The sequence below is a fragment of the Trichocoleus sp. DQ-U1 genome (assembly GCF_039961925.1).
In the GTDB taxonomy this organism is placed as follows: domain Bacteria; phylum Cyanobacteriota; class Cyanobacteriia; order Cyanobacteriales; family FACHB-T130; genus FACHB-T130.
Genome location: NZ_JAMPKB010000026.1, coordinates 52872 through 76150, shown reverse-complemented (window position 1 = coordinate 76150; position 23279 = coordinate 52872). Strand labels below are relative to the sequence as shown.

General features: G+C 46.8%; 21 protein-coding genes. 14 read left to right on the top strand and 7 right to left on the bottom strand.

The features are described 5' to 3' along the window. Positions 1-434 precede the first annotated feature (434 nt). From NDI34_RS13220 to thiL, 7 genes are all read left to right on the top strand, one after another. Positions 435-1484 carry an SGNH/GDSL hydrolase family protein gene (locus tag NDI34_RS13220; RefSeq protein ID WP_348232883.1) on the top strand — a complete coding sequence of 350 codons (1050 nt, stop codon included), beginning with the start codon at positions 435-437 and terminating at the stop codon, positions 1482-1484. Positions 1485-2318: 834 nt separating this feature from the next. Further along, complete coding sequence (locus tag NDI34_RS13215) at positions 2319-3398, top strand: SGNH/GDSL hydrolase family protein (RefSeq protein ID WP_348232882.1); 1080 nt, start codon at positions 2319-2321, stop codon at positions 3396-3398. An 87-nt stretch (positions 3399-3485) separates the two neighbouring features. After that, positions 3486-4559 carry a M20/M25/M40 family metallo-hydrolase gene (locus NDI34_RS13210; RefSeq protein ID WP_348232881.1) on the top strand — a complete coding sequence of 358 codons (1074 nt, stop codon included), beginning with the start codon at positions 3486-3488 and terminating at the stop codon, positions 4557-4559. Positions 4560-4629: 70 nt separating this feature from the next. Then, a complete protein-coding gene (locus NDI34_RS13205; RefSeq protein ID WP_190410554.1) occupies positions 4630-5094 on the top strand; it encodes a CBS domain-containing protein in 465 nt (154 codons plus the stop codon). A gap of 96 nt (positions 5095-5190) precedes the next feature. Further along, complete coding sequence (gene nblB / locus NDI34_RS13200) at positions 5191-5856, top strand: phycobilisome degradation protein NblB (RefSeq protein WP_190429129.1); 666 nt, start codon at positions 5191-5193, stop codon at positions 5854-5856. A 710-nt stretch (positions 5857-6566) separates the two neighbouring features. Then, on the top strand, positions 6567-7376 hold the full coding sequence (locus tag NDI34_RS13195) for an exosortase-dependent surface protein XDP2 (protein WP_190534954.1): 810 nt from the start codon (positions 6567-6569) through the stop codon (positions 7374-7376). Positions 7377-7626: 250 nt separating this feature from the next. Continuing rightward, on the top strand, positions 7627-8643 hold the full coding sequence (gene thiL / locus NDI34_RS13190; protein ID WP_348232880.1) for a thiamine-phosphate kinase: 1017 nt from the start codon (positions 7627-7629) through the stop codon (positions 8641-8643). On the opposite strand, the gene NDI34_RS13185 is transcribed toward thiL, so the two are convergent. Then, on the bottom strand, positions 8640-9653 hold the full coding sequence (locus NDI34_RS13185) for a type I glyceraldehyde-3-phosphate dehydrogenase (protein WP_190410558.1): 1014 nt from the start codon (positions 9651-9653) through the stop codon (positions 8640-8642). The two genes, thiL and NDI34_RS13185, sit on opposite strands and share 4 nt — an antisense overlap. Before the next feature lie 920 nt (positions 9654-10573). Then, complete coding sequence (gene nadD, locus NDI34_RS13180; RefSeq protein WP_190410560.1) at positions 10574-11212, bottom strand: nicotinate (nicotinamide) nucleotide adenylyltransferase; 639 nt, start codon at positions 11210-11212, stop codon at positions 10574-10576. A gap of 329 nt (positions 11213-11541) precedes the next feature. Here nadD and murC point away from each other — a divergent pair, with 329 nt between their 5' ends. From murC to NDI34_RS13165, 3 genes are all read left to right on the top strand, one after another. After that, positions 11542-13083, top strand: coding sequence for a UDP-N-acetylmuramate--L-alanine ligase (gene murC, locus NDI34_RS13175; protein ID WP_190429131.1), 1542 nt, complete (start codon positions 11542-11544; stop codon positions 13081-13083). A gap of 139 nt (positions 13084-13222) precedes the next feature. Beyond that, positions 13223-14203: a UDP-N-acetylmuramate dehydrogenase gene (gene murB / locus NDI34_RS13170; protein WP_190429132.1), complete on the top strand. Its 981-nt coding sequence runs from the start codon at positions 13223-13225 to the stop codon at positions 14201-14203. A 73-nt stretch (positions 14204-14276) separates the two neighbouring features. Beyond that, positions 14277-14615 (top strand): YbaB/EbfC family nucleoid-associated protein, encoded by a 339-nt coding sequence (locus NDI34_RS13165; RefSeq protein ID WP_190410563.1) that lies wholly within the window; start codon positions 14277-14279, stop codon positions 14613-14615. Positions 14616-14833: 218 nt separating this feature from the next. On the opposite strand, the gene NDI34_RS13160 is transcribed toward NDI34_RS13165, so the two are convergent. Then, positions 14834-16204: an SGNH/GDSL hydrolase family protein gene (locus NDI34_RS13160; protein ID WP_348232879.1), complete on the bottom strand. Its 1371-nt coding sequence runs from the start codon at positions 16202-16204 to the stop codon at positions 14834-14836. Between the two features lie 330 nt (positions 16205-16534). On the opposite strand from NDI34_RS13160, the gene NDI34_RS13155 reads away from it, so the two are divergent. Continuing rightward, positions 16535-17011 carry a low molecular weight protein-tyrosine-phosphatase gene (locus NDI34_RS13155; protein ID WP_348232878.1) on the top strand — a complete coding sequence of 159 codons (477 nt, stop codon included), beginning with the start codon at positions 16535-16537 and terminating at the stop codon, positions 17009-17011. A gap of 39 nt (positions 17012-17050) precedes the next feature. Here NDI34_RS13155 and NDI34_RS13150 read toward each other — a convergent pair whose 3' ends face one another. Continuing rightward, the gene (locus tag NDI34_RS13150; protein WP_190410902.1) at positions 17051-17716 is read right to left on the bottom strand and encodes a response regulator transcription factor; all 666 of its coding nucleotides are present in this window, start codon (positions 17714-17716) and stop codon (positions 17051-17053) included. A gap of 95 nt (positions 17717-17811) precedes the next feature. Between NDI34_RS13150 and NDI34_RS13145 the strand changes: the two genes are divergently transcribed. Both NDI34_RS13145 and NDI34_RS13140 read left to right on the top strand, forming a co-directional pair. Continuing rightward, positions 17812-18573, top strand: a complete 762-nt coding sequence (locus NDI34_RS13145) for an aldolase/citrate lyase family protein (protein WP_190685564.1) — start codon at positions 17812-17814, stop codon at positions 18571-18573. 220 nt (positions 18574-18793) lie between these two features. After that, positions 18794-19465, top strand: coding sequence for a 2OG-Fe dioxygenase family protein (locus NDI34_RS13140; protein WP_190410567.1), 672 nt, complete (start codon positions 18794-18796; stop codon positions 19463-19465). Between the two features lie 305 nt (positions 19466-19770). Here the strand turns inward: NDI34_RS13140 and NDI34_RS13135 are convergent, their stop codons facing one another. The 3 genes from NDI34_RS13135 to NDI34_RS13125 form a co-directional block, all read right to left on the bottom strand. Continuing rightward, positions 19771-21357: a glucose-6-phosphate isomerase gene (locus NDI34_RS13135; protein ID WP_348232877.1), complete on the bottom strand. Its 1587-nt coding sequence runs from the start codon at positions 21355-21357 to the stop codon at positions 19771-19773. A gap of 233 nt (positions 21358-21590) precedes the next feature. Further along, complete coding sequence (locus NDI34_RS13130; RefSeq protein WP_190410569.1) at positions 21591-21848, bottom strand: cytotoxic translational repressor of toxin-antitoxin stability system; 258 nt, start codon at positions 21846-21848, stop codon at positions 21591-21593. A 107-nt stretch (positions 21849-21955) separates the two neighbouring features. Beyond that, a complete protein-coding gene (locus NDI34_RS13125) occupies positions 21956-22174 on the bottom strand; it encodes a hypothetical protein (protein ID WP_190410570.1) in 219 nt (72 codons plus the stop codon). A 116-nt stretch (positions 22175-22290) separates the two neighbouring features. Here NDI34_RS13125 and NDI34_RS13120 point away from each other — a divergent pair, with 116 nt between their 5' ends. Then, a complete protein-coding gene (locus tag NDI34_RS13120) occupies positions 22291-23184 on the top strand; it encodes a branched-chain amino acid ABC transporter permease (protein ID WP_190410571.1) in 894 nt (297 codons plus the stop codon). Positions 23185-23279 lie beyond the last annotated feature (95 nt).

Sequence of the window (23279 nt, the reverse complement as noted above, 5' to 3'; positions counted from 1 at the left end):
ACTGAAGAGTCAACATTCTCTGCGGATTGATTGCCTACTGCCATCAACCGAAGAAGCCAGCGATTGCCATTGACCACAACTTGCTGCCTTCGGCTTAACCCGAACTGACGTTAATCAATAGCTTGACAATCAAAAACAGTCAATGAAGCGATCGCAATTAGGCAAAGTCCTTGCTGAAGATAAGCGATCGCTTCGCGCATTCTTTGGAATACAACAGCTCCCCCTTGAGAAGCGTAGGTCGAGGCAGTGTCAGTACCTATTTAATAAAATTTTTAAAAGATAAATTATAATGCTACCCCCCGTGTTTTTTCAATTAATTTAGCTTTAAATTCACAGAAACTTCACACTATTTTGGGATAAGTTTGTAAGAACTTTATACAAAAGTTTATAGAGTTAGGAAAAATGTAGCAGAAACTACGGAGAAAGAGATCACTATGAAAAAACAAATTCTAGCCACAGGATTTGTTCTTTTTTCTTTCCTATTGCCACTTAAGGCAGTAGCGGCATCCTTTGATAGAATTTACGTCTTTGGTGACAGCCTCTCCGATACTGGCAATGTGTCCAATCTGACAGGAGGATTCTCTCCCCAATCTCCACCCTACTATCAGGGACGCTTTTCTAATGGCCCGATTTGGGTAGATGCTCTGGCAAATAAGTTGGGATTAGCTCCGGCTCTGGTCACTGAACTTGCGGGAGGAGCTAACTCTAGCAACGGTATTAACTTCGCTTTCGGTGGTGCTACCTCAGGAACCAAAAACGTCGCTGGTCCGTTACCGGGATTGCAAACGGAGATCGATTTCTTTAAGAGTGGTTTGGCTGTAACCAAGCAGCCTGCTGACTCAGAAGCTCTATATATAGTATGGGCTGGTGGTAATGATTACCTCGGTGGTGGCGTTACAGATCCAACTGAGCCTGTCAAGAATATATCGGCAGCGGTAACATCGCTTTTCAAAATCGGCGCTCGAAATTTCCTCGTGGCTAACTTACCAGATTTGGGCAAGGCTCCTGTTGGTCTTAGTGGCGGTATTGCCGTGTCCAACGGTCTCAACCAGTTGACCGAATTCCATAACTCGGGCTTGAGCTATAGTCTCGGTGAATTGAGCAAGTCATTAGACGGAATCAAGCTCAAATCTCTCGATATCAATTCTTTATTTAACAATGTCATCGCAAATAAAGAGAAATTTGGTTTCACAAATGTGACTGACTCTTGCCTAACCAACTACGAGGGTCCCCAAGATTCCACCTACGATATATGCGATAACCCAGACAGTTATTTGTTCTGGGACAACATCCATCCCACAGCCGCTGGTCATAAGCTAGTGGCAGACTTAGCATTTGCAGCGCTGACACCCGCATCTGAACCTCAAAAAAGCGTTCCGGAACCGGCTTCTGCATTGGGTGTATTAGCAGTCGGTGCTTTAGGAGCAGGTTCGCTGAGGCGGCGCAAACCGAAAAAAGCCAGCTTAATCAAGACTGAAGTATAAAGGATGAAGACTCAAGGATGAAGGTGTTCCTGTTAAAGTCAACTGCACCGTTCATCCTTGATAGTTTACACTTGATACTTTTTAATTTTTAGGGACTTTTGACCTTAAATGATATATTTTCTGAATTGAATAAGCTTATTAATAACTTACGTAATTAGTATAATTTTAAGCAAGTGCTGATATATCTTCAACTCAAGAAAAATGTTAGATAATTGAATAGGGAAACTATTGTGTGAAAATAATTGGCAGAGAAAGGGAATTATGCAAGGTTTCTCATCCCCCAGCAGGTAGAGCGGTTGAATTATCAATGATTTAAATTAATTTAACAAGTTTTAGAGGGGCGAGGAATTATCCTAATCATCCTAATAATTGATGAAATAAACGACCGCAAAAAAAGGGATAAGATGGATGATGTCAAACCAGTCCTGTATTGGAAACATAGGCAAGATTGGCAATAGGATCGTGGCGATCGCATCTAATAGATTAATTGGCATGATTATCTTACCGTTAACCTTTGAAGTCTATAAATATTGCAGAATATCTCCAAGCTGGAGATAGGGGGATCGACCGGAAATTGCCGCTCATATAATTAGAGAATGACAAGCCTTGGGCGTTCCCATACCTCTACAAATGTAAAAATTTCTATTGTCTGTTACCTAGAATGGCAGAAGAGTGATAGCAGAGAAATGTATCTTTAGAGGGAAAAATTTTTAGCTATAAAATAGCAATTTAGAAAAAGACTAATTGACAAATAAACTTATTCACTAGCTTGACTACAGAAAAAACACAATGTCCTTCCAAAAAGTGTTTTCTAGGCTGAGGGCAGTATTTCTTGTGAGTGCGTTACCCCTCAGCGCGATCGCTGGGTTGCCAACAGCAGTAAAAGCAGCAAGCTTATCGCCTCAGAATTTTAATGAAATTTATGTTTTTGGTGACAGCCTTTCAGATGATGGAAATCTGTTTGATGCTACGAAAGGATATATTCCGCCAAGCCCGGTTTACTCTGATGGACGTTTTTCCAATGGTCCAGTTTGGGTAGACTATCTCGCCCAATATTTAGGATTAACTTCCAATTCAAATATTAATCTGGCTTACGGTGGTGCAACTACGGGAAACAGTAACGTCTTGAACGATATCGTTCCTAGCGTAGTGCTGAATTTACCAGGCTTGCAGCAGCAGATTAATAACTTCAAAAAAGCCAATTTACCGGCTAATCCGGATGCGTTATATATCGTATGGGCGGGTGGCAATGACTACATCGGTGGTGGCGTAACCAATGCTGCTATACCAGTCGGAAATTTATCGACGGCAGTAACGTCGCTTGCTACATTCGGCGCTAAAAATATCATGGTGGTCAACTTGCCAGATTTGGGGAAACTTCCGGACACCCGGACAAGCTCGAATTCAGCCAACCTCAGCGTCTTGACGGCGACTCATAACTCCGGCTTAGCTGCAAGCCTCAATGGTTTGAGCCAGAACTTAGGTGACAGCATCAATATTATCCCCCTTGATGCTAATTCTCTATTCGATCGGGTCATCGCTAATCCGAGCGAATTTGGTTTGGGGAATGTTACTGAGGCTTGTTTAGACAAATTAATTGCCTGTGCTGTTAATGCAGACAAGTTTTTGTTCTGGGACAACATCCATCCGACGACGACTGCTCATAAGATATTAGGAAAATATGCCTTTTCAGTGCTAGGGCAACAGACTCAGGCATCTGCGATCGCTAGTAATAATCAGCTATTGAGACAATCCGCCTCTGCAACGCTGACGCCTGTACTGGTGTCCGACTCCCAGAAAAGCGTTCCCGAACCGGCTTCTACGTTCGGTATATTAGCGTTTGGTGCTTTAGGCGCGGGTTTGGTGCTGCAACGCCAACAGACGAAAGCCAGCTCAATCAAGACTGAAGTATAAAGGATGAAGACTCAAGGATGAATAGGTTCGTATTCAGGCTAAATTTCACCGTTCATCCTTGATATTTCACACTTCATACTTTTAGGCATGGCTTTGTTGGATTACGACAATCTGTTTAACACCATTGAAGAGTTAGTGTTGCACCATTCTCCCAGCGGTGCGGAAGAAGAAATTGACCAATTGTTGATGAGTCGATTTAAAGCGCTGGGAGTCGAAGTTTGGCAGGATAATGCCGGAAATATCATTGCGAAAATTGCCGGTCAAAAGCAAGACAGAGGCATCGCCATCACCGCCCACAAAGACGAAATTGGCGGGATTGTCAAACAAGTCGGCGACGAGGGACGGGTGGAAGTCCGCAGGTTGGGAGGCGCATTTCCGTGGGTTTATGGCGAGGGCGCTGTAGATTTACTGGGAGATGAGCAAACCATTACCGGGATTCTATCTTTTGGATCGCGCCACATCTCCCATGAATCTCCCCAAAAATCCCAGCAGGAAGACAAACCAGTGCGCTGGGAAGACGCTTGGGTGGAAACCAAATGCACCTCCGAAGAATTAGAAATAGCGGGAATTCGACCGGGAACCCGCATGGTAGTCGGGAAGCATCGCAAGCGTCCCGTGCGGTTGAAGGATTGGATTGCCAGTTACACCCTGGATAATAAAGCGTCTGTCGCAATTTTGTTAGCGCTGGCTGAAACGGTAAAACAGCCTCCAGTTGATATTTATCTAGTGGCGTCTGCGAAAGAGGAAGTCGGGGCAATTGGCGCAATGTACTTTACTCAGAAGCAGCGTGTAGATGCTTTGATTGCGCTGGAAATCTGTCCTTTGGCTCCGGAATACCCAATCGCTGATGGGAATGCGCCGGTGCTGCTTTCCCAAGATGGTTACGGGATCTACGATGAAGCTTTAAATCGTCAGTTGCGGCAAGTTGCCAAAAATCTGAAGATCCCCGTGCAATTGGCGACGTTGAGCGGTTTTGGCAGCGATGGCTCAATTGCGATGAAGTTCGGTCATGTCGCCCGTGCTGCGTGTCTGGCGTTTCCGACGCAAAACACGCACGGCTATGAGATTGCCCATTTAGGCGCGATCGCAAACTGTACGCATATCCTCCGCACCTACTGCGAAACCGACTTTAGCGATTCGTCAACAGCAACTGATAACTGACAAAGGACAATTGATCCCTGCAATTCCTTACAATTAAGCCAGTTATCCTGTGACAGCAGTTAAGCCTTGTATGCCCAAAACTGTAGCCGATGTTATGAGCCGCGACCCTATCGTGGTACGGCCTGAAACGCCTCTCAAAGAGGCCATCCAAATCTTGGCAGAACGACACATCAGCGGTCTGCCAGTAGTCGAACAAACTGGCAAATTAGTGGGCGTTATCTCGGAAACTGACTTGATGTGGCAAGAAAAAGGGGTGACTCCCCCGGCTTACATCATGTTTCTAGACAGCGTGATTTACCTGCAAAATCCAGCCACCTTTGAACGAGACCTGCACAAGTCTCTGGGGCAAACGGTTGGGGAAGTAATGACCCACGATGCCATTACCATTACAGCCGAGAAACCTTTACGGGAAGCAGCGGCGCTGATGCACGAGCGAAATGTTCGCCGCTTGCCGGTGATTGATAAAAATGCTCAGGTGATTGGTATCCTCACCCGTGGGGATATTGTGCGGGCAATGGCATCTGAGGTGGATTAATCTTGGTCATTAGTCATTGGGAGTTTGCTGCAAAGGACTCATGACTAATGACTCATAACGAGTGACAACTGAAAACTAATCAATAATCAAATAATAATGAGCATTACCCCTGAGTCTGTTAAAGAATTACTGGGTTCAGAAAATTTTGGCGATCGCATTCGCGGTATTAACCAGCTGCGCCAGCTGGAAAGGGCGATCGCGTTTGAGTTGGTGCAACCAGCCGTGACAGACAGCAACACCCGCGTTAGATATGCCGCTGTCAGCCAGATGGATACTCTGGGACAAGAAGATTTGCAAACATCTTTGAGTGTTTTGCGCGATCGCCTATTCAATGACTCGGAAGCAGATGTCCAAGCTGCCGCTGCTGATGCTTTGGGAGCGCTACAGTTAAAAGAAGCTTTTGAGGACTTGCAGCAAGTTTACAACCAAACCCCAGAGTGGCTCGTTAAGTTCAGCATTGTTGCTGCTTTGGGAGAAATGGGCGACAGCAGAGGGTTTGAACTACTAGAAGAAGCCCTCACCTCTGGGAACGAATTAGTCCAAACTGCTGCTATCTCTTCACTGGGAGAACTGGGAGATCCGCGTGCAGTTCCCCTCATTGTTCCCTACTCCACCCATTCGGATTGGCAGATTCGCTACCGGGTCGTACAAGCACTCAAGCGTCTAGGTGGAGCAGAAGCACGCTCAACATTAGAAGCTTTAGCGAATGATGAAGTCGAGCAAGTAGCCCAGGAAGCACAAAATTGTTTAAAATCCGCTTAAACAACTGGTTAAAGTATCTCTAAAATTACCATAGTCTGATACAATCCGTTTTTTTGGCTGGAAATTAAACGGGCGAAGCATTCCTTTCTTTAACTAGGGGTTTATCCCCAACGTGGAAAGGGCTTTGCCCGTTTTCACATTTATTTTTTAAGTATTTTCTCGTAATAACTATTAGCTTTAGCAAGTTTAAAAGTTAATTTTTCAGTATTTTCCGCACTTAAATTTTTAACGTCTCAGTGTTTCTTCGTATGTTTAATTTATTTTTAAATGGTATGAAATTAGTAAACCGTATTTTCCCGGAAATTCCAAAAATTGTTTTTATTTAATCGTTAAAAATCCGGATACATATATATTCGCGCTTCTAAAGCCTTACTTCACACCAACTTTACAAGTTTTTGGAGAAACTACGGCTGATGTTAAAGAGTCAGTAAAGATACGTCCGAATGATTGCTATCCCCTCGAATGATTCCCTATATTAGGAAGAACAAAGCCAAGCATATTTACGCGGTCTTCTGAGTTTGCTACTAAAAGTTAGAGTCATCTCTTAGGTAATTGGTCTTCGTTCATCAGGTGCTTAAGTAGTTTTCAACGCACTCATCCGTATCACTCAAGCAAACTACTAGGTTCAACAAAAAAATAGCAACACGGCTCAATCCCTAAATATGCGGACATTAAAAATCTTGAACTTCGGATCAATTAAGGTGAACCAGATGAAACTTCAACAGACTTCAGCCTTCATGAGCTTAATGGCTGGCAGCCTTCTAGCTTTTTCCGCGACTTCAGCTCAAGCTTTCGCTCCATTTGATTTTGGCACCACCTTTTCTCCAAATCCTGCTGACCCCAAAAAGGATATCAAGCTAGAAGCAGTTACTTTTGGTTCCAAGACGCTCAAAGACTTCTCGCTAGTTACAGGTGCCAAAATCATCCAAAATGACCTGGTAAAAACTGGCCCCGGCAGTTCCGACCACGGAGATGGTACAGTCAGCGACCCTTATCTCCCAGAGGGTCCTAAAAAGGAAAACCCCACAGCTGCTGATATCGTTGCTAGCTTAGGCAACTTGAACCTCAACAGCATCATTGACACTGAAGACGACTATGGAACATCTATAATCGAAGTTTTCTTCGGGAAGGCAACAGACACATTCTTCTTCTGGGAACGAGGTAACGCTCTTACTGCGAACGATCCAGGCCCTGGAAACAGCGATTTATTCGTTGAGTCCCTGGATAAATTTGGCAACGTGCTAGACAAGTTCAAGATTACCAGAGACATGTGGAAGGATGCTGGGTACAGCATCAACACCAAAGAAATCAACGAAAATCAGAAGGTTGGTTCTTTAGGTCTGAAAGGGACACAGAAGGCTGTAGGTCTCCGGTTGACAAGCCACAAGGGCTTTAACGGGCCTGACTATAAGGTAGCCGCTCAAAACGTGAGCGTGCCTGAACCAGCAAGCCTTGCAGGTTTAGGAATGGTAGCAGGTGCTTTAGTGGTTTCTCGCCGCCGCCAAGCTGCTAAGTCCTAATTCTCCATTGTTTTAAACAATGCATATATTAATCGGGATTAGATGCTGAACAAGGCTTCTAGTCCCGATTTTTTGCCAATTTAGAAAGGATTGCGGGTGAGGTAGACTGCCAAACGCCAGATAATGTCATTTTGAGACTGAGCTTGGACAATTGCTGGTAGCTACGACAGATATGTTGCTGGATAAGTCGATTTTAGCGATCGCGTTTCTTCTAGCCGCTAAACTATCAGACACTGAATAGTTTAGATGCATGAAAATTCGAGATATTGGAGAACAAGGTTTATTAGAACGATTGCAGCGCTTTTGTCCGCCGGAAGTTGTGGGGGATGATGCGGCGGTGATGACCCTTCAGCCTGGTCAAGAATTGGTAGTGACAACCGATTTACTGGTAGATGGAACTCATTTTAGCGATCGCACCACTTCCCCAGAAGACGCTGGCTGGCGTGCTGCTGCTGCCAATTTATCCGATCTAGCCGCAATGGGGGCACTGCCTCTGGGCATTACTGTAGGTTTGAGTGTCACGGGTGATACACCTGTCACCTGGGTTGAGCGACTCTATCAGGGACTCACCGAATGCCTGCAACAATACAATACAGCGATCGTCGGCGGCGATATTTGCCGCTCATCGGTGATTACCGTCGCGATTACCGCCTTTGGTCAAGCTTCCCCAACTCAGATCCTTCGGCGCTCAAATGCTCAGGTAGGGGATGCCATTGTCGTCACTGGCGTTCACGGAGCCTCACGAGCTGGTCTAGAATTACTGCTTCATCCAGAGTTTGGTCAACGCCTCCGTGAAACTGACAAGGCATCTTTAATCGAAGCTCACCAGCGTCCCAAACCTAGGCTAGATGTGTTGCCGCTTTTGTGGGAAATTTTAGATTTTCCATCCCACATCCAAAATCTAAAATCTCAAATTTCAGTGGCTGGCATGGACAGCAGCGACGGTTTAGCAGACGCCATTGTGCAAATCTGCCGGTGCAGCCAAGTGGGTGCCTATATCGAGCGCAGCGCAATTCCCCTTTCTCATGCCCTTACTCAGCTCGTGCCTGCCGAGCAAGCTCTGAATTGGGCCTTATACGGTGGTGAAGATTTTGAACTGGTGCTGTGCTTACCGTTAGAAAAAGCCCAAGCGTTAATCAAACGACTGGGCAAAGGAGCCGCTGTGGTCGGGAAAATTACTACCGGCTCAAACGTCTTGTTAGGAGACTCTACCGGCGTCTATCCCGACCAAAAACTCACCCTAAGCCAAAGCTTTCAGCATTTTTAAGCTTTCCACTTCTGACCCACCAGTTCAGCCAAGTCTACAACCCGCTGAGAGTAACCCCACTCGTTGTCGTACCAAGAGACAACTTTAACCAGGTCTCCGCCCATAACCATCGTTAGACTGGCGTCCACAATGGAAGAAGCATCGGTACCCCGATAATCGCTGGAGACTAGCTCCAGTTCGTTATATTCCAGAACGCCTTGCATAGGGCCTTCAGCAGCAGCTTTCAGCGCTTGGTTCACTTCATCCGCGAAGGTTTGCTTCTCGACTTGAATCACCAAATCCACTACGGAAACGTTTGGAGTAGGCACCCGCAAAGCAATTCCATTCAGCTTGCCCTTCAGCTCTGGCAACACCAAAGCTACTGCTTTGGCAGCACCCGTTGAAGTGGGAACAATGTTGAGCGCTGCTGCCCGTGCCCGCCGCAAATCCCGGTGAGAAGCATCCAGTAAGCGCTGGTCGCCGGTATAGCTGTGGGTGGTGGTCATCGTGCCTTTAATAATGCCGAAGTTTTCGTGCAGCACTTTGGCAACAGGCGCTAGGCAGTTGGTGGTGCAGCTGGCATTGCTGATCACAACGTGCTTGTCGTGGTCGTAGTCTTTATCGTTGACGCCTACCACAAAGGTGCCGTCATCGTTTTTACCGGGAGCGGTAATCAGAACTTTCTTCGCTCCAGCCTTTATATGCTTGGATGCCCCTTCCTTGCTGGTAAAGACGCCAGTTGATTCGATAATCAGGTCAATGTCCCAATCTTTCCAGGGCAAGTTTTCTGGGTTGCGATCCGATGTGCATTTGACCGTTTTGCCGTTAACAGTGATGGAGTTGTCATCGTAACTGATATCAGCGTTAAACTTCCCAAGCATGGAATCATATTTCAGCAAGTGGGAGTTGGTTCTTGGGTCAGAAGTGTCATTGATCGCGACGACTTCTATATGGCTATTTTCCCGACCCAGCCAGCATCGCATAAAGTTACGTCCGATGCGTCCAAAACCGTTGATCGCTACTCTAATCACAGCGTCTTGCCCTCTGTCTTGTGACCTACAGAATTTCCTGTTAATGACCCCAATCATATCGCAAAGGCTGAACAATTCTACCTAGTGGTTTGCAGCGATCCTCCTAAATCGAATCCGTTGTGGATCGAAACGAATCTTTACTTGACTGGAAAAAGGACAAAATCTAGAGAAACCGCGCGATCGCTGACGTACTCGTTTCCAGCGTGGCACAACTTCTACCGCTAGAGGCTATGGGAAGGGGCGCGAGTCGAAGCGGAAGTGAACCTATTTTGAGGCTTTTGCGAGCTGAATTTTGGCCTAGATAATTATTTTATTGTTTTTTTCTCCGATTTAGGCGATTTAATTGCTAATTAAATCTATTTTCTTATTATTAATCCCTGTAAAAACTTGTAGCTATTGTTTGGTACGAATAGTGCCTAAAAGCATAAAGTGAAGAATTTCAATTTTTTGACGGTAGTAGCATTAGGTACTCTGAGAACTACAGAAATCGCAAGTTTTAGGGTACTCGATCTCATTCCAGCGCCTAGTCTAACTGGTTGTTCCATATCTACCCCGAAACTGGTTGCTTAAGTTAAAAGCACTGATTGAGTTGTTTAACCTCGCTTGCGAGTTACGGAGGCTAGGTTAAGTACAAAGAAGCGCTACCAGCTTTTGACCAAGTGCTGAAACTTAAGCCGAGACGACTTCATCGCCTGGTATGTACGAGGCTACACGCTTAGTAAAGGACAGTATCAAGAAGCGATCGCCCACTCGCTAACTATGATGAAGCCATTCAACCCCAGCCAAATTACCTATTAGCGTTGTTTGAGAAAGGGAATGCTCTGCCTGAATCGGGACGTTCTGAAGCATTCAAGAATCATTAAAATAATGATTCAAAATTAAAACGGCTCATAATTTTGAATCATTATTTTAATTCCAAATTAATTTAAAATCTCGCCTCCGTAGAGGTTGTGGATGGAAATATATACTCTGACAGCTTCTGGGACTAAATAACGAATCGAGTGTTTTTGGCGACAATAGTGGCGAATCAAACTTGATGAAATGCCCACTTTCGGCATTTTCAACAACTGCCACCGAATCGTCAACTCTTGGGCGACAAGCTGTTGAACAATCTGCTGGCAGAGCAAATTTTCTCGGTTATCATCCACCGGGATCGGCAGTTCTTCTGGACGCGGTGCCACCAACCATTCACAAGCGGGTACAAGTTCCTGCCGTCGATGCCAACGAGGTAAGGTTCTGAAAGCGTCCGTGCCAATAATCCAGTGCCAGCGGCTATTCGGGTAGAGAATCTGGAGGTCTAAAAGGGTATTAATGGCATAATCTGGACGGGTGCAATTTGTCTCTAGAGGCGAGAAAACAAAGTTTGGATGGTCTGCGATCGCTTGTTGCACCATTTGAGCGCGATGCTCAAATTCCACCGCCACTTTGTAGGCAGGACAGCGACTCGGTACCCAAATGACCTGGTTTAGAGCCGCTTGAGATAAAGCAGTTTCCGCCATCAACAGGTGTCCACAGTGAATGGGATCAAAGGTTCCACCCAAAATTCCCAAGTTTTGCATACAAGATCCGTTGTGGCTTGTTTCCTATTCTCTAGGTTAAGCAGTAAAAATGCGGATGATCTGCTACTGTCTTGGTGTTAGTCTTTGCAGGAAGTTTCCGGACTGAAATGCATTTTGACGTGTAAAGATAAAAACCATCCCATGATAGAAGCCGCTCTATTTAGGAATGACCTAAAGTGCAGTTATAGCGACCGAAAGCGGATTCTGCGATCGCGCTCTGGGATTGTGCTGTAAATCTTGGCAAGGTTGTATCAAGAAAAATCAATTCTTGATATGATAGCGCGTGTTATCCGTGCAGCCTGGTGTGGTGTGGTGTGTAAGGAGCTAAGATGCCGAATACTGTTGATTTTACCGGGAGGCCGTTTCATTTCATCGGCATTGGTGGAATTGGAATGTCAGCTCTCGCCTACGTTCTAGCCAAGCGTAAGCTGCCTGTATCTGGATCGGATATTCATTCCAGCCATATTACTAAACGTTTGCAGGCCGTTGGCACTCATGTTTTTGGAAGTCAAGACGCCGCAAACTTGGAATTTTTTCAACCAACCGAGGACTCAGCCTACGAAGCATTACCAACGGCAGTCATTGGTATAAGCGATCGCCTGGAACCCTCCAGGGAACCTGTAGAAACTGGAGCAACTCGGTCGAGTAATCGAGGGTCATCTACGAACCTAAGGGCAATGGCTCTGCCCCAAGTGATTTGTTCAACTGCAATCAATCCGGCAAACTCTGAATATCGGGCAGCTATTGAATTAGGCTGTCCGATTTTTCATCGTTCTGATTTATTAGCAGCTTTGATTCAGGATTACCAAAGTATTGCTGTCGCTGGTACTCATGGGAAAACTACAACTAGCAGTTTGATTGGGTATTTACTGCTACAAGCAGGATTAGACCCAACAATCGTGGTAGGCGGTGAAGTGAATGCCTGGGGAGGCAACGCACGGTTAGGAGACGGTCCCTATCTAGTTGCGGAAGCGGATGAATCAGATGGGTCGTTATCGAGACTCTCAGCCGCAATTGGTGTGATTACAAATATTGAACTGGATCATCCAGATCACTATGAATCGCTCGAAGAGGTGATTAGCACCTTCCAGATATTCGCTAAACGCTGTAAAACCTTGGTGGGGTGCATTGATTGTGCTGTAGTTAGAGATTCTCTGCAACCCGCAATCAGCTATAGCTTGCAGCGAGATTCTGGGGCTGATTATACGGTCGATCGGGTGGATTATCGGGCGGATGGCACAGAGGCACAAGTTTGGGAACAGGGAGAAATTCTGGGGAAGCTCTCCTTAAAGTTGCTAGGCAAGCACAATCTCAGCAATGCCCTAGCAGCCGTGGCTGTGGGTCGTCAGCTGGGGATGGATTTTGAGGTAATTGCAGAGGCGATCGCGACCTTCGAGGGTGCCCGCCGCCGATTTGAGCTGCGGGGCGAGCGTAATGGCATCTACTTTGTGGATGATTATGCCCACCATCCCAGCGAACTTCTGGCAACCCTGTCAGCAGCTCGCTTGCAAGTGTTGCCGCCGCGAAGGCTTGTCGCTATTTTCCAACCACACCGCTACAGCCGGACGCTCGCTTTTTTACCGGAATTTGCTCAATCTTTTAAAGATGCCGATATTGTGATTCTCAGCGATATTTATAGCGCCGGAGAACCTAATTTGGGGCAGATTAGCGGTGAACAAGTCGCGGAATTAGTGGCGGGTAATCATCCGAACGTGCATTACCAACCGTCTCTCCCATCCATCTGTAAGTTACTTACAGATACCCTTCGACCGGGCGATTTGGCTCTGTTTTTGGGGGCGGGGAATCTAAATCAGATTATTCCTGAGGTCATGGCGTTCTATCAAAAAACTGACGAAGCCAGTCTCAAGTAATCGGTGATGACTGAATCCGTTAGCTGCATTGAAGTCGTACTTATGAGTAAAGAAGTTCCCAGCTAACAGATTCACTCAAAATTACTCAAAACTCATGTTGTGGCCTCAGCTGTCTCGGCATTCAAATTTGTGAATTGATATGACTCTCTCTTATGATCCAGCCAGCGTTGTAAACGCTTCTTCCCCCCAGAAAAAATCCACCAAGTCTTCTTCCCCGCTTTACCTACCAGGAACCGATTGTATTGTGCGATCGCAAGCTCCCCTCTCCAGCCTGACCTCTTTTCGAGTGGGAGGACCAGCCGAATGGTATGTAGCTCCCCGCCGTACCGAAGAACTGCAAGCTAGTTTTGAGTGGGCGCGGTATCAAGAATTGTCGATCACGCTCTTGGGAGCCGGTTCAAACTTACTGGTGAGCGATAAAGGTCTTCCCGGTTTAGCCATCTGTACTCGCCATCTCCGCCACACCAGCTTCGACCCCGAAACGGGTCAGGTGAGTGCAGGTGCCGGAGAACCCATCGCCCGCCTCGCATGGCAGGCAGCAGAACGCGGTTGGCAAGGGTTGGAATGGGCTGTTGGCATCCCCGGTACAGTCGGCGGCGCAGTGGTGATGAATGCAGGCGCTCACACCAGCTGTACCGCTGATATTTTAGTCAACGTCCAAGCCCTCTCACCCAGCGGAAAAGCTGAGATTTTGACACCACAACAACTGGGATTTGCCTACCGCACCTCAATTCTGCAAGGAGGCGATCGCTTGGTGACACAGGCAACCTTCCAACTCCAACCGGGAGCCGACCCAGCTCAAGTTATGGCAACAACTGCCAAACATCTAGAGCAACGGCGAACCACTCAACCCTACCATTTGCCAAGTTGCGGCAGCGTTTTCCGCAATCCCGATTCTCACAAAGCTGCCTGGTTGATCGAACAAACCGGACTCAAAGGCTACCAGATTGGCGGTGCCCAAGTCGCCCAACGCCATGCCAACTTTATCCTCAACTGTGGCGGTGCTAAAGCAAGCGATATTTTCCATTTGATTCGCTATGTTCAGCAGCAAGTGGAACAGCATTGGTCTCTGTGCTTAGAACCAGAAGTGAAAATCTTAGGTGAGTTTCAGCCTGCTTAAAGGTGTCGCCAGACGCCAGGGATACTAAGATTGAAATTGGCTTGCAAGTCTATCGCATACGGCATTAATAGTTATGACACAGAAAGGATTTGGCTTTGGCTTAGGCAAAATGAAAGAACTAGCCGAAGCTTTTAAAAAAGCCCAGCAGGTTCAAGAAGGTGCCAAAAGGCTCCAAGAAGAATTGGAGCAAATGGAGATTGGGGGAGAGAGCAGCGGTGGAAGCGTTAAGGTTTTCCTCAGCGGCAATCAAGAACCTCTGCGGGTAGAAATTTCAGCAGACGCCTACAATCAGGGAGCAGATGCTCTAGCTGAACTTGTAACAGCGGCAATGAAAGATGCCTACGAAAAATCCACGGCAACAATGCGATCGCGGATGGAAGACCTCACCAGTGGACTCGACCTGCCACTGTAACCCTTAAGGGATTTCCCAGGCATCAATAATCTGCCGCTCTTCTTAGGCAGGCTTCTCGCCTGCCACCTACTTATCGTAGAGAGACGGCTAGCAGGCAAAACTGCGGGAATATTTCCTAGGTTTAGAAATCTTTATAAGATAGGCACAATAACTTCAGGGATAGAGGAGAATTTGGCTCTACATTACTTGTTCTCTCCTCTGCTCCCTCGCTCTCCTGCCTATTGCGGCTGCTTTGCTGGCTGTATCTGTAGCCTTGGTAACTCCAAAAACGTTTTGTAGAGCCGATCTGCCATTACTGTATTGGCTTCATCCGTCAAGTGAATGGCGTCTGAAAAAGCCTGACCTGGGAAATTCTGGTAAAGCTTGTAAAAATTCAGCACTTTCACATTTTGCGGAAAACTTCTCTGTAACTGCCCAGTCTTTGTGTCTAATTGTCCATACCCGGCTTGCACTCGTTGGGTGTAGGTTGAACCGAGTTCGCTTAAAAGCTCCCGTTCTCTAAGAGAAAGATTATTGGTTGAGCGCCCCGTAATTTCTGGCTGAACCACCAAAACCAAAGGAATCTGCGCTGCTGCTGTCAGACGAACCATCTGTGTCTGGTGATTTTGATAACGCTTGACCCGACGCTCCAGCTCAGTGGTGTTAGCTGGCAGACGTTGTGCTAAAGGGACGCTTTCTTCTCTCACTGCCATCGTCAGCTGGTCCACAGATGGTTGTGGTTTTAACACCCAATACTGTGTTGCTTTCACTAAATAGGTCTGATTGAGCCAGCGATTCATGTCCTGAGTCAGCTCAAACCACAGATGCCCTGCTGCATTGTTCAGAAAGTTTTCTATATAAGGGATATCCGTTTCATTTTCAGTGCTGGGTAGCATTAAGTCTGCATACCCGTTCAAAACCACAATCGCATCAGGCTGGTAAGGCAAAATCTGGAGGGCAAGCCCAGCCAGTTCGTTCCCCGAAGTATAACCAGGAACCGCCGCGTTAATGACACGATAGTTGCCTTCCCGAATCCGTAGCGGCAAGGCAAGTGCTTTCACCCGTTCTGGCTTGTAGTAGGGCAAGAAATCCGGGCGAAATTTCTCTGGAGAAGCTTTCTGCTGCTTTACCCGTATATTCAGACTACCTTCGAGCTTATGGGCAAACGTGGTTGCGTTATTGGAACTCATTTGACCAAAAGCTGTAGAACCGCCCAAAATGAAAATCCGAATTTCATCTTTGGGTTTCGCTTGAGAAACCGGCTGGTCATCACGAAAACCCTGTTCGTTAATGCGCCAGAATTTGCTCTGTTGATTTCCTGCCAGCTGATATCCCACTGATAAACGCCGTTTGGCAACCAGACGCCCAGAATTCGGTAAACCCCCGTAGGTTTGCTGGTTTTGATCGAGGAATTTAAGGCGGTAGGCGGTAACTTCTGTCGGTTCACCTTCATAGGCTGCCAATTCAGCATTGTTGCCCGCAACGCTCACAGCAACCCGTGCAAGCAGTTCCAAGAGAATCAAAATGAGGGGCAAAGCTAGGAGTAGGATGAGGAGCGAAGGCGGCTGGCGGCGTTTTTGGTAAGGTTTGTAGCGGGACTTTTTAAACATCAAGTAATGAACCTCAAATGACCAACGAACAAAGGAAGTAAAAGGCAAAAAAGGGATGATTAAATGCTTGCCTTTCGCTTTCATGAGTTGCCGGTGGAGTCAGGCAGAATAACAAAAGTAAAGATTAACTCAATCCCGGCATTCGTTATCCCACTGCGATCCCAGTATGCAGCAATTTCGTTGCTAAACTTAACACCGGGGTAGGTGACCACTTATGATTAATGAGTTATACCGATTGGCTTTCCTCTAATGCTGGTGCGGAATTAGAGACTTGTGAATGGGGAAGTGTATCAATCATTAAACGTACAAAACTAGACATCTTAGCATCAAATGTCCTACAAGTTATTATTCGTTTGCCTGGGTAATATTTGCCGGTCGCCTGCGGCAGAAAACATCATGAACCATTTGATTGAGCAAGCAAACTTAGGGGAACGGATCATCTGCGATTCTGCCGGTACAGCTGGTTATCACATTGGTCGTTCCCCCGACCGACGCATGGGAGTAGCCGCAGGACACAAAGGAATTAAACTCCAAGGTCAAGCGCGGCAGTTTCAAAGGTCTGACTTTGAGGACTTTGACCTGATTCTGGCAATGGATCGGGAGAATTACCGCGATATCCTCTCCCTTGACCCATCAGGGCAGTATCGGGACAAGGTGCGGCTGATGTGTGACTTTTGCACCCGCCATACTGCGACTGAGGTTCCTGACCCCTACTACGGTGGTCCGGAGGGGTTTAACCAAGTCATCGATTTACTTTTAGATGCCTGTGAGGGTCTGCTACAACACGTTAGTCAGGCTAATCGCTAATGGGCTAATTCGATTCAATAATTAGCCATTAGCAATTGACTATTCCACTAGATGATGCTCTAAGGCAAAACGCACCAGTTCGGCTCGGTTGCTAGTTTCCGTTTTTCTCAGCAGGTTGCTGACGTGCTTTTCCACCGTCCGAGGACTGAGGTGCAACTCGTTGCCGATGTCGGCGTTAGATAAACCCTTAGTGAGTAAATCGAGAACTTCCTGTTCTCGCTGAGTTAGGTTGAATGAGTTTGAAGGAGTATGTTGGGGAAGCCCAGGAGCTTCCACTTCCTTCTCTGGTGTGGCAACAGCATGAATCAGCGATCGCCATTCGACTTGAATCATCTGCGATCGCTCTAAAAGATTGCGAATCACTGCCCCTAACTCATCCAACTCAAACGGCTTGGGCAGATACAGATCGCAGCCTAATTGGTAGCCCCGAATCCGTTCTGAGGTCGTTGCACGCTCCGTTAAGAAAATTACTGGTAATAGACGAAACGCTGGGCGTTGACGGAGACGCCGCACCAGTTCATAGCCATCCATCCGGGGCATCATAATGTCTGTTACCAGCAAATGAGGATGATATGACTCAACTAAACTGAGAGCTGCTTGACCATCCTCAGCTGTAATAACTGAGTAGCCAGACATTTCCAGATAATCGCATATAGAAAGCCGAATTCCTGGATCGTCATCGGCAACCACGATGAGCAAAGGCATGGGCACAGAGGAAGAGCGTACATAACCCCTAGAATAGGTCAAGTCCATCCTAAAAGTGGGAACACTGTTCTGCCTCTTAAGGTGAAAACTGACCAATGCGTGAAAATCAACTGAAACGGAAACTCAAGCGAGGTGAGGTTGTCCTCGGCCCGTTCATCAACTGCGCCTATCCGGCATTTATAGAAATCTGCGGACACGCAGGATTTGACTTTGCCGTGATTGACATGGAACACGGTGCCCTCAACACACTGGTTGCCGAAGACCTGTGCCGTGCAGCCGACTGCGTGGGATTGGCACCAATTATACGCATCCGCAAGAACGACGCACCGCAAATTCAACGGGCACTGGACATCGGCAGTGCCGGTGTCCAAGTGCCTCAAATAGAAACTCAGTCCGACGCAGCGGATGTTGTGCGTGGTGCCAAATATAGCCCTCTTGGTTCGCGCGGACTTTCATTTTACACCCGTGCTGGCGTGTACGCAGCAGCAGGGACGCAAATTACAAATCAGCTCAACGAAGAATCTCTGATTGTCGTTCACGTCGAAGGGATTCGCGGCGTCGAAAATATTGAAGAAATTGTCAGCGTGCCCCACATTGATGTCATTTTCCTCGGCCCTTATGACTTGTCGCAGTCTTTGGGCATTCCGGGGCAAGTGCAAGACTCGCGGGTAATTGAGCTGATGCAAAAATGCGTTACCACGATTCGCAAGGCTGGGAAATCTGCGGGCACATTTGCCGATAATCCTGAAACAGCGAAGCAGTGGATTGATGCCGGAGTTCAGTACATAACTCTCGGTGTGGATGTCGGTATTTTCCTGCGAGCGTGCGAGGCTTTGGTAAAAGCAGTGCGAACTTAAGGCTGCCAGTTCAGTAAAATCCCAGAGAAGGAAGAAATATGTAAAACTATATCTAAATTTTTACATTTCACTGAGTCATTGGGAGGGAATCTTTATCAAAAATTTGTATTAATTTTGTATCATAAACAACCAAATTAAAAATTCTAAGTTTATGCTTAAAGAATAGCCTTCCTAAAGTAGGAAGGAAAACTGGGGATCGAAGCGTACTGGAGAAAAAGCGATGCAAACGCTACCGGGATCGACGGATTTGGCTTATGCCATGATGTTCACCTTACACAAAGTCCATTCCGTAAAGATAGAAGGTTTTAAGCCATTCTTTAGCGATCTTCCTGTTGACCCTTACATCAAGAATAATTATCGTTTCAGAAGATTATCTCGGTTCAAAGTATTTGGAAATGACTTAGTCAAACTACCGCATGGTTACTTGTTTCAAAGCAAGCAATACAATCCATTAGTCGGCGATATCAAGCGAGAGTATGCCGAACTAGATGATGCCATTACGAAGCTTGAAGATTTCAAAAAACTTGTTTTGGCATTTATTGATTACTGCCAACTCGACCCAGAAGCTGTTGAAATAGGAGTTCATCAAATTAGAACGACCTGTTCGCCAGATAATTATGGAAACCCTGCCCCTGAAGGGATTCATCGGGATGGGACTGATTTTGTCGGCATATTTTCTGTAGGGCGGGAAAATATTCAAGGTGGAGAAACCCATCTCTACAAATCCAAAAAGCATGACCCGGTTTTTTCTAAAGTTCTTCATCCGGGCGAACTGCTATTAGTCAACGATCGGGAATTTTTTCACTATACAACTCCCATTCAGCCACTATTTCATGGTGAAGGAACAAGGGACGTATTTGTTCTGACTTGTCCCAGCTTATTGACAAATTAAGAAGGAGAAGGATTGAATTTCTCAGTTTTAGCTGTGCTTTTTTAGTTACTGTTTTGAGCAGCTTGAACGAGCGTCTCGGCATTGAGAGGTAGAGTCTCTAAACTTTCGTATTAGCCATAGGGGCACGGCATTGCTGTGCCCCTACTTAAACTTAAACTGAGGGGATGTAAAACTTAGCCACTCCCCTGTTTGCAGAAGCTAGCGGACAGACCTCAATTTCCTTGATTAGAGCCGTATTCAGCATCCTTTGAGTTGAAGCTTTGTCTTCGCTCTAAAATGCCAAATTTATGATAAATCAGAGCCATTTAAATGGCGGAAACCCTCAAACTGCTGGGTTTGCCCAAATTGCCTTGTAAAACAACACTCCGCTGATTGGCATCAAGGTGGCGCAGAATTTTGTAAATTGCCTCAATTTGATCGGAGGCACCCGCTTTCTGAGCCAACTCAGTTAAAGAAAGGGGCGCGCCTTCCTCTTGTACTGCCTGTAAAACTCGTCTTTGCAAGTCGAGAATGGCGGCGGCAGCCTTTTTACCCGCTTCTACCCCTGGCTGGTGATAAGCATTGATATTGACCAGGAAACCATAAAGTCCGACAGCCCGGTCATACAAAGCAATTAACGCACCTACCATCCGGGGATTTACCTGAGGAATCGTCACGGTGACAGAATCCCGCTGGTTTTCATACAGAGCTTGTCGGGTTCCCTGGAGTAAACCAGAGAGATAGTCGCCGGATGTAACTTCCGGCTCGACGAAGGGGGAGTTACCCTGTCGGTCTTTTAAGACTTCAATGAAGGTCAGAAAGAAATTCGGGACACCCTCTCGCAACTGCTGCACGTAAGCGTGTTGGTCGGTTGAGCCTTTGTTGCCATAAACAGCAATCCCTTGGTAGACGATATTTCCGTCAAGGTCTTTTTCTTTGCCCAAAGATTCCATGACTAGCTGTTGCAAATAGCGGCTGAATAGCAGCAGGCTGTCTTTGTAGGGCAACACCACCATATCTTTTTCACCTTTGCCATTTCCGGCGAAGTACCAGCTCATCGCCAGTAGTGCGGCTGGATTTTTCTTGACTTGGGGCAGGCGAGTGGCAGTGTCCATTTCTTTGGCACCGGCAAGCATGGCGCGGATATCGATGCCCTGCAAGGCGGCTGGGAGCAATCCTACGGCTGACAGTTCCGAGGTACGTCCTCCCACCCAATCTTCCATTGGGAAGGTTGCCAACCAGCCTTCTGAGTTTGCCTGTCGATCTAATTTGCTGCCTTCCCCAGTGATGGCAACAGCTTGAGGGGGAAAGTTCAGATTCTGCTCAGCAAAGGCTTTTTGCACTTCTAGCATGCCATTGCGGGGTTCTGGCGTTCCCCCTGATTTGGAGATGACTAAGACGAGGGTGCTGTTCAGCCGATCTTTGAGCTGGGAGAGGATACGGTCAATGCCCGCCGGATCGGTGTTGTCAATGAAATGGATGGCGAGGGGCGGGAAGTCTGGGGCGATCGCTTGGGCGACAAATTGGGGACCGAGTGCCGATCCGCCGATACCGATGGAAACAATATCGGTAAACTTAGGAGCGTTGGGTGGATGAATTTCGCCGCTGTGGATTTTTTGGGCAAATGCTTCAATCTGCTCTAAAGTTTGGACAATCTGTTGTTTGATTTCCGGAGTGGGCGCTAAATCCGGGTCGCGCAGCCAGTAGTGACCTACCATGCGGTTTTCATCAGGGTTTGCGATCGCGCCTCCCTCCAGTGCCTCCATCTCCTGAAACGCCTTCTCAAACCTCGGCTGCATCGCCTCGACAAACTCATTATCAAACCGCATCCGGCTGACATCGAGGTAAAAGTCTAATCCCTCATGGTAGTAGAGCCATTCTTGGTAACGTTGCCAAAGTGCAGCAGCATCCATAAGTAAATCTCAATAAGCGTGTTTCCAGTCAACACAAGTTTAAGGTAAGCTTCAGCATCACTTTTGACGAATTAGCCTGTCAATTCGTTAATTGGGTAATTCTCCTACCCCAAATTGAGATTCAGAATTCCTTTAGAGTCCTGTACAGCTAGATTTATCTGAGATAGCCAGGAAAATTCAATTAGACCGCTCTATTCGGTCTTACAACGACCAGCTTTCAACTCGAAAGCCTCTTAAAGACGCGGTTTGGGCAGAACCCGCAGAAATTTAACAAGATGCCCGGTCACTTCAATCGCAATCAGATAGTCATCTATCGTAAAGCGGTAGAAGATACTATCAGACCCGATTCCCCGGAGTTCCGGCAAATCGGTAATTCGCTCGATCCGCATGAACTCCTCAAAGACGAATTCATATATCCGCTCTCTAGCTGCGTATTCTAAGTTCTTCAGGTCTCGCAGAAAAGACCGGGCATAGCGCACTTCTAGTTTCACAGGGCAACTGGCTCTTACTCCAAATGGCAGATACTTTTTCTTTTTACTGCGAAATTTGACTAAAAGCGATTTTTACCCCTTGATTCAGCCGACGAACAGGGGAAAACTTAGGGGAAGTGCAACATCCGGAGAGCTTCTTCGCGAGTTAGGGTTTCCCCCGGCTGTACGGTATGCTTCGACTCTTGGATGGCTTTGAGCATATACAGGTCATAATAAATCTGTTGTAGAACTTTCCAGGCGTCATCCAAGTTGTCATCAGCGAGTTGATCGATTAAATCGGGTAGCTGAGCAGTTAAGCGTTGTAATCGACCTCTGAGAAAATTCATAATTAAACACTGGCGAACAACGTAACATTCCCTAGAGCCTTCTTGTTAGAGGGATCTTGGACAATCTAAAGCTTAGAGCTTAGAGTTTATAGTTTATTGAGTCTCACAAGCGTGGCATGGTTGGCTATCTCATCTTTTTGACAATTTCTACGACAATTTTTGCCCTGTTTAGCTTGGGTTTAAATTTACAGTGGGGCTTCACCGGACTGATTAATTTTGGGCATATTGCCTTTATGACAGTCGGTGCATACACCACAGTGTTGTTGAGCTTGCAGGGGGTTCCCCTAATTTTCGGGGTGGCTATCGGTGCTGTTTTAGCAGCGCTGCTAGGACTGTTAATCGGATTATCAACTCTACGGTTGCGCGAGGATTACTTAGCAATCGTGACCATCGGCGTTTCCGAATTGCTCCGTTTAGTTGTCAATAATCAGCCATTGCCAATGGGCAAAGAATTTCGGCAAGGATCGTTTGGGGTATATGGATATGCCTTGCCACCAGGAGATAAGCTTGGTTTGATGGTGTTGTCGCTGCTGGTATTGGGGTTGACGTTTTGGCTGCTGGAGACGTTGGTGCGATCGCCTTGGGGTCGAGTGCTAAAAGCGATTCGAGAAGATGAGCAAATTCCTAAAGCATTAGGAAAAAATGTCTTTTGGTACAAATTACAATCTTTCATGCTGGGAGGCGCGATCGCCGGAGTCGCTGGGGCTTTTTTGGCATGGCAGACGACAACGGTTTACCCGAATAACTTTGAGCCACTGACGACTTTCTATGCTTGGACGATTGTTGTCTTGGGCGGTGCGGGTAACAACGTGGGCACAATCCTGGGAGCGGTGATTTTCTGGGGTTACGATAGTTTGACTCGCTTTTACTTACCTCAGTTGGTGCAACTGGATGCCTCGCGGGAAGGGGCATTTAGAATCATGGTGATTGGTTTAATCCTGATGGTGCTGATGGTTTGGCGTCCACAAGGTATCTTAGGGAAAAAAGAGGAACTGACCCTTGGCAAATAACTCGCACATTCCGCCCAATCGGTTGTCTGAGGGGTCTTTAAACGGGGGCGGCAAGCATCTCGAAGAAAGCCCCGATTTAGTCGAAGCAGACCCAA

Bases quoted from the DNA above. Each gene is read 5' to 3' on its own strand.
- NDI34_RS13155 (WP_348232878.1), top strand. From the start codon at position 16,535: ATGTCCTACAAGTTATTATTCGTTTGCCTGGGTAATATTTGCCGGTCG.
- murC (WP_190429131.1), top strand. From the start codon at position 11,542: ATGCCGAATACTGTTGATTTTACCGGGAGGCCGTTTCATTTCATCGGC.
- NDI34_RS13165 (WP_190410563.1), top strand. From the start codon at position 14,277: ATGACACAGAAAGGATTTGGCTTTGGCTTAGGCAAAATGAAAGAACTA.
- thiL (WP_348232880.1), top strand. From the start codon at position 7,627: ATGAAAATTCGAGATATTGGAGAACAAGGTTTATTAGAACGATTGCAG.
- NDI34_RS13220 (WP_348232883.1), top strand. From the start codon at position 435: ATGAAAAAACAAATTCTAGCCACAGGATTTGTTCTTTTTTCTTTCCTA.
- NDI34_RS13210 (WP_348232881.1), top strand. From the start codon at position 3,486: ATGGCTTTGTTGGATTACGACAATCTGTTTAACACCATTGAAGAGTTA.
- NDI34_RS13120 (WP_190410571.1), top strand. From the start codon at position 22,291: ATGGTTGGCTATCTCATCTTTTTGACAATTTCTACGACAATTTTTGCC.
- murB (WP_190429132.1), top strand. From the start codon at position 13,223: ATGACTCTCTCTTATGATCCAGCCAGCGTTGTAAACGCTTCTTCCCCC.
- nadD (WP_190410560.1), bottom strand. From the start codon at position 11,212: ATGCAAAACTTGGGAATTTTGGGTGGAACCTTTGATCCCATTCACTGT.
- NDI34_RS13125 (WP_190410570.1), bottom strand. From the start codon at position 22,174: ATGAATTTTCTCAGAGGTCGATTACAACGCTTAACTGCTCAGCTACCC.
- NDI34_RS13205 (WP_190410554.1), top strand. From the start codon at position 4,630: ATGCCCAAAACTGTAGCCGATGTTATGAGCCGCGACCCTATCGTGGTA.
- NDI34_RS13150 (WP_190410902.1), bottom strand. From the start codon at position 17,716: ATGCCTTTGCTCATCGTGGTTGCCGATGACGATCCAGGAATTCGGCTT.
- nblB (WP_190429129.1), top strand. From the start codon at position 5,191: ATGAGCATTACCCCTGAGTCTGTTAAAGAATTACTGGGTTCAGAAAAT.
- NDI34_RS13160 (WP_348232879.1), bottom strand. From the start codon at position 16,204: ATGTTTAAAAAGTCCCGCTACAAACCTTACCAAAAACGCCGCCAGCCG.
- NDI34_RS13140 (WP_190410567.1), top strand. From the start codon at position 18,794: ATGCAAACGCTACCGGGATCGACGGATTTGGCTTATGCCATGATGTTC.
- NDI34_RS13135 (WP_348232877.1), bottom strand. From the start codon at position 21,357: ATGGATGCTGCTGCACTTTGGCAACGTTACCAAGAATGGCTCTACTAC.
- NDI34_RS13145 (WP_190685564.1), top strand. From the start codon at position 17,812: ATGCGTGAAAATCAACTGAAACGGAAACTCAAGCGAGGTGAGGTTGTC.
- NDI34_RS13195 (WP_190534954.1), top strand. From the start codon at position 6,567: ATGAAACTTCAACAGACTTCAGCCTTCATGAGCTTAATGGCTGGCAGC.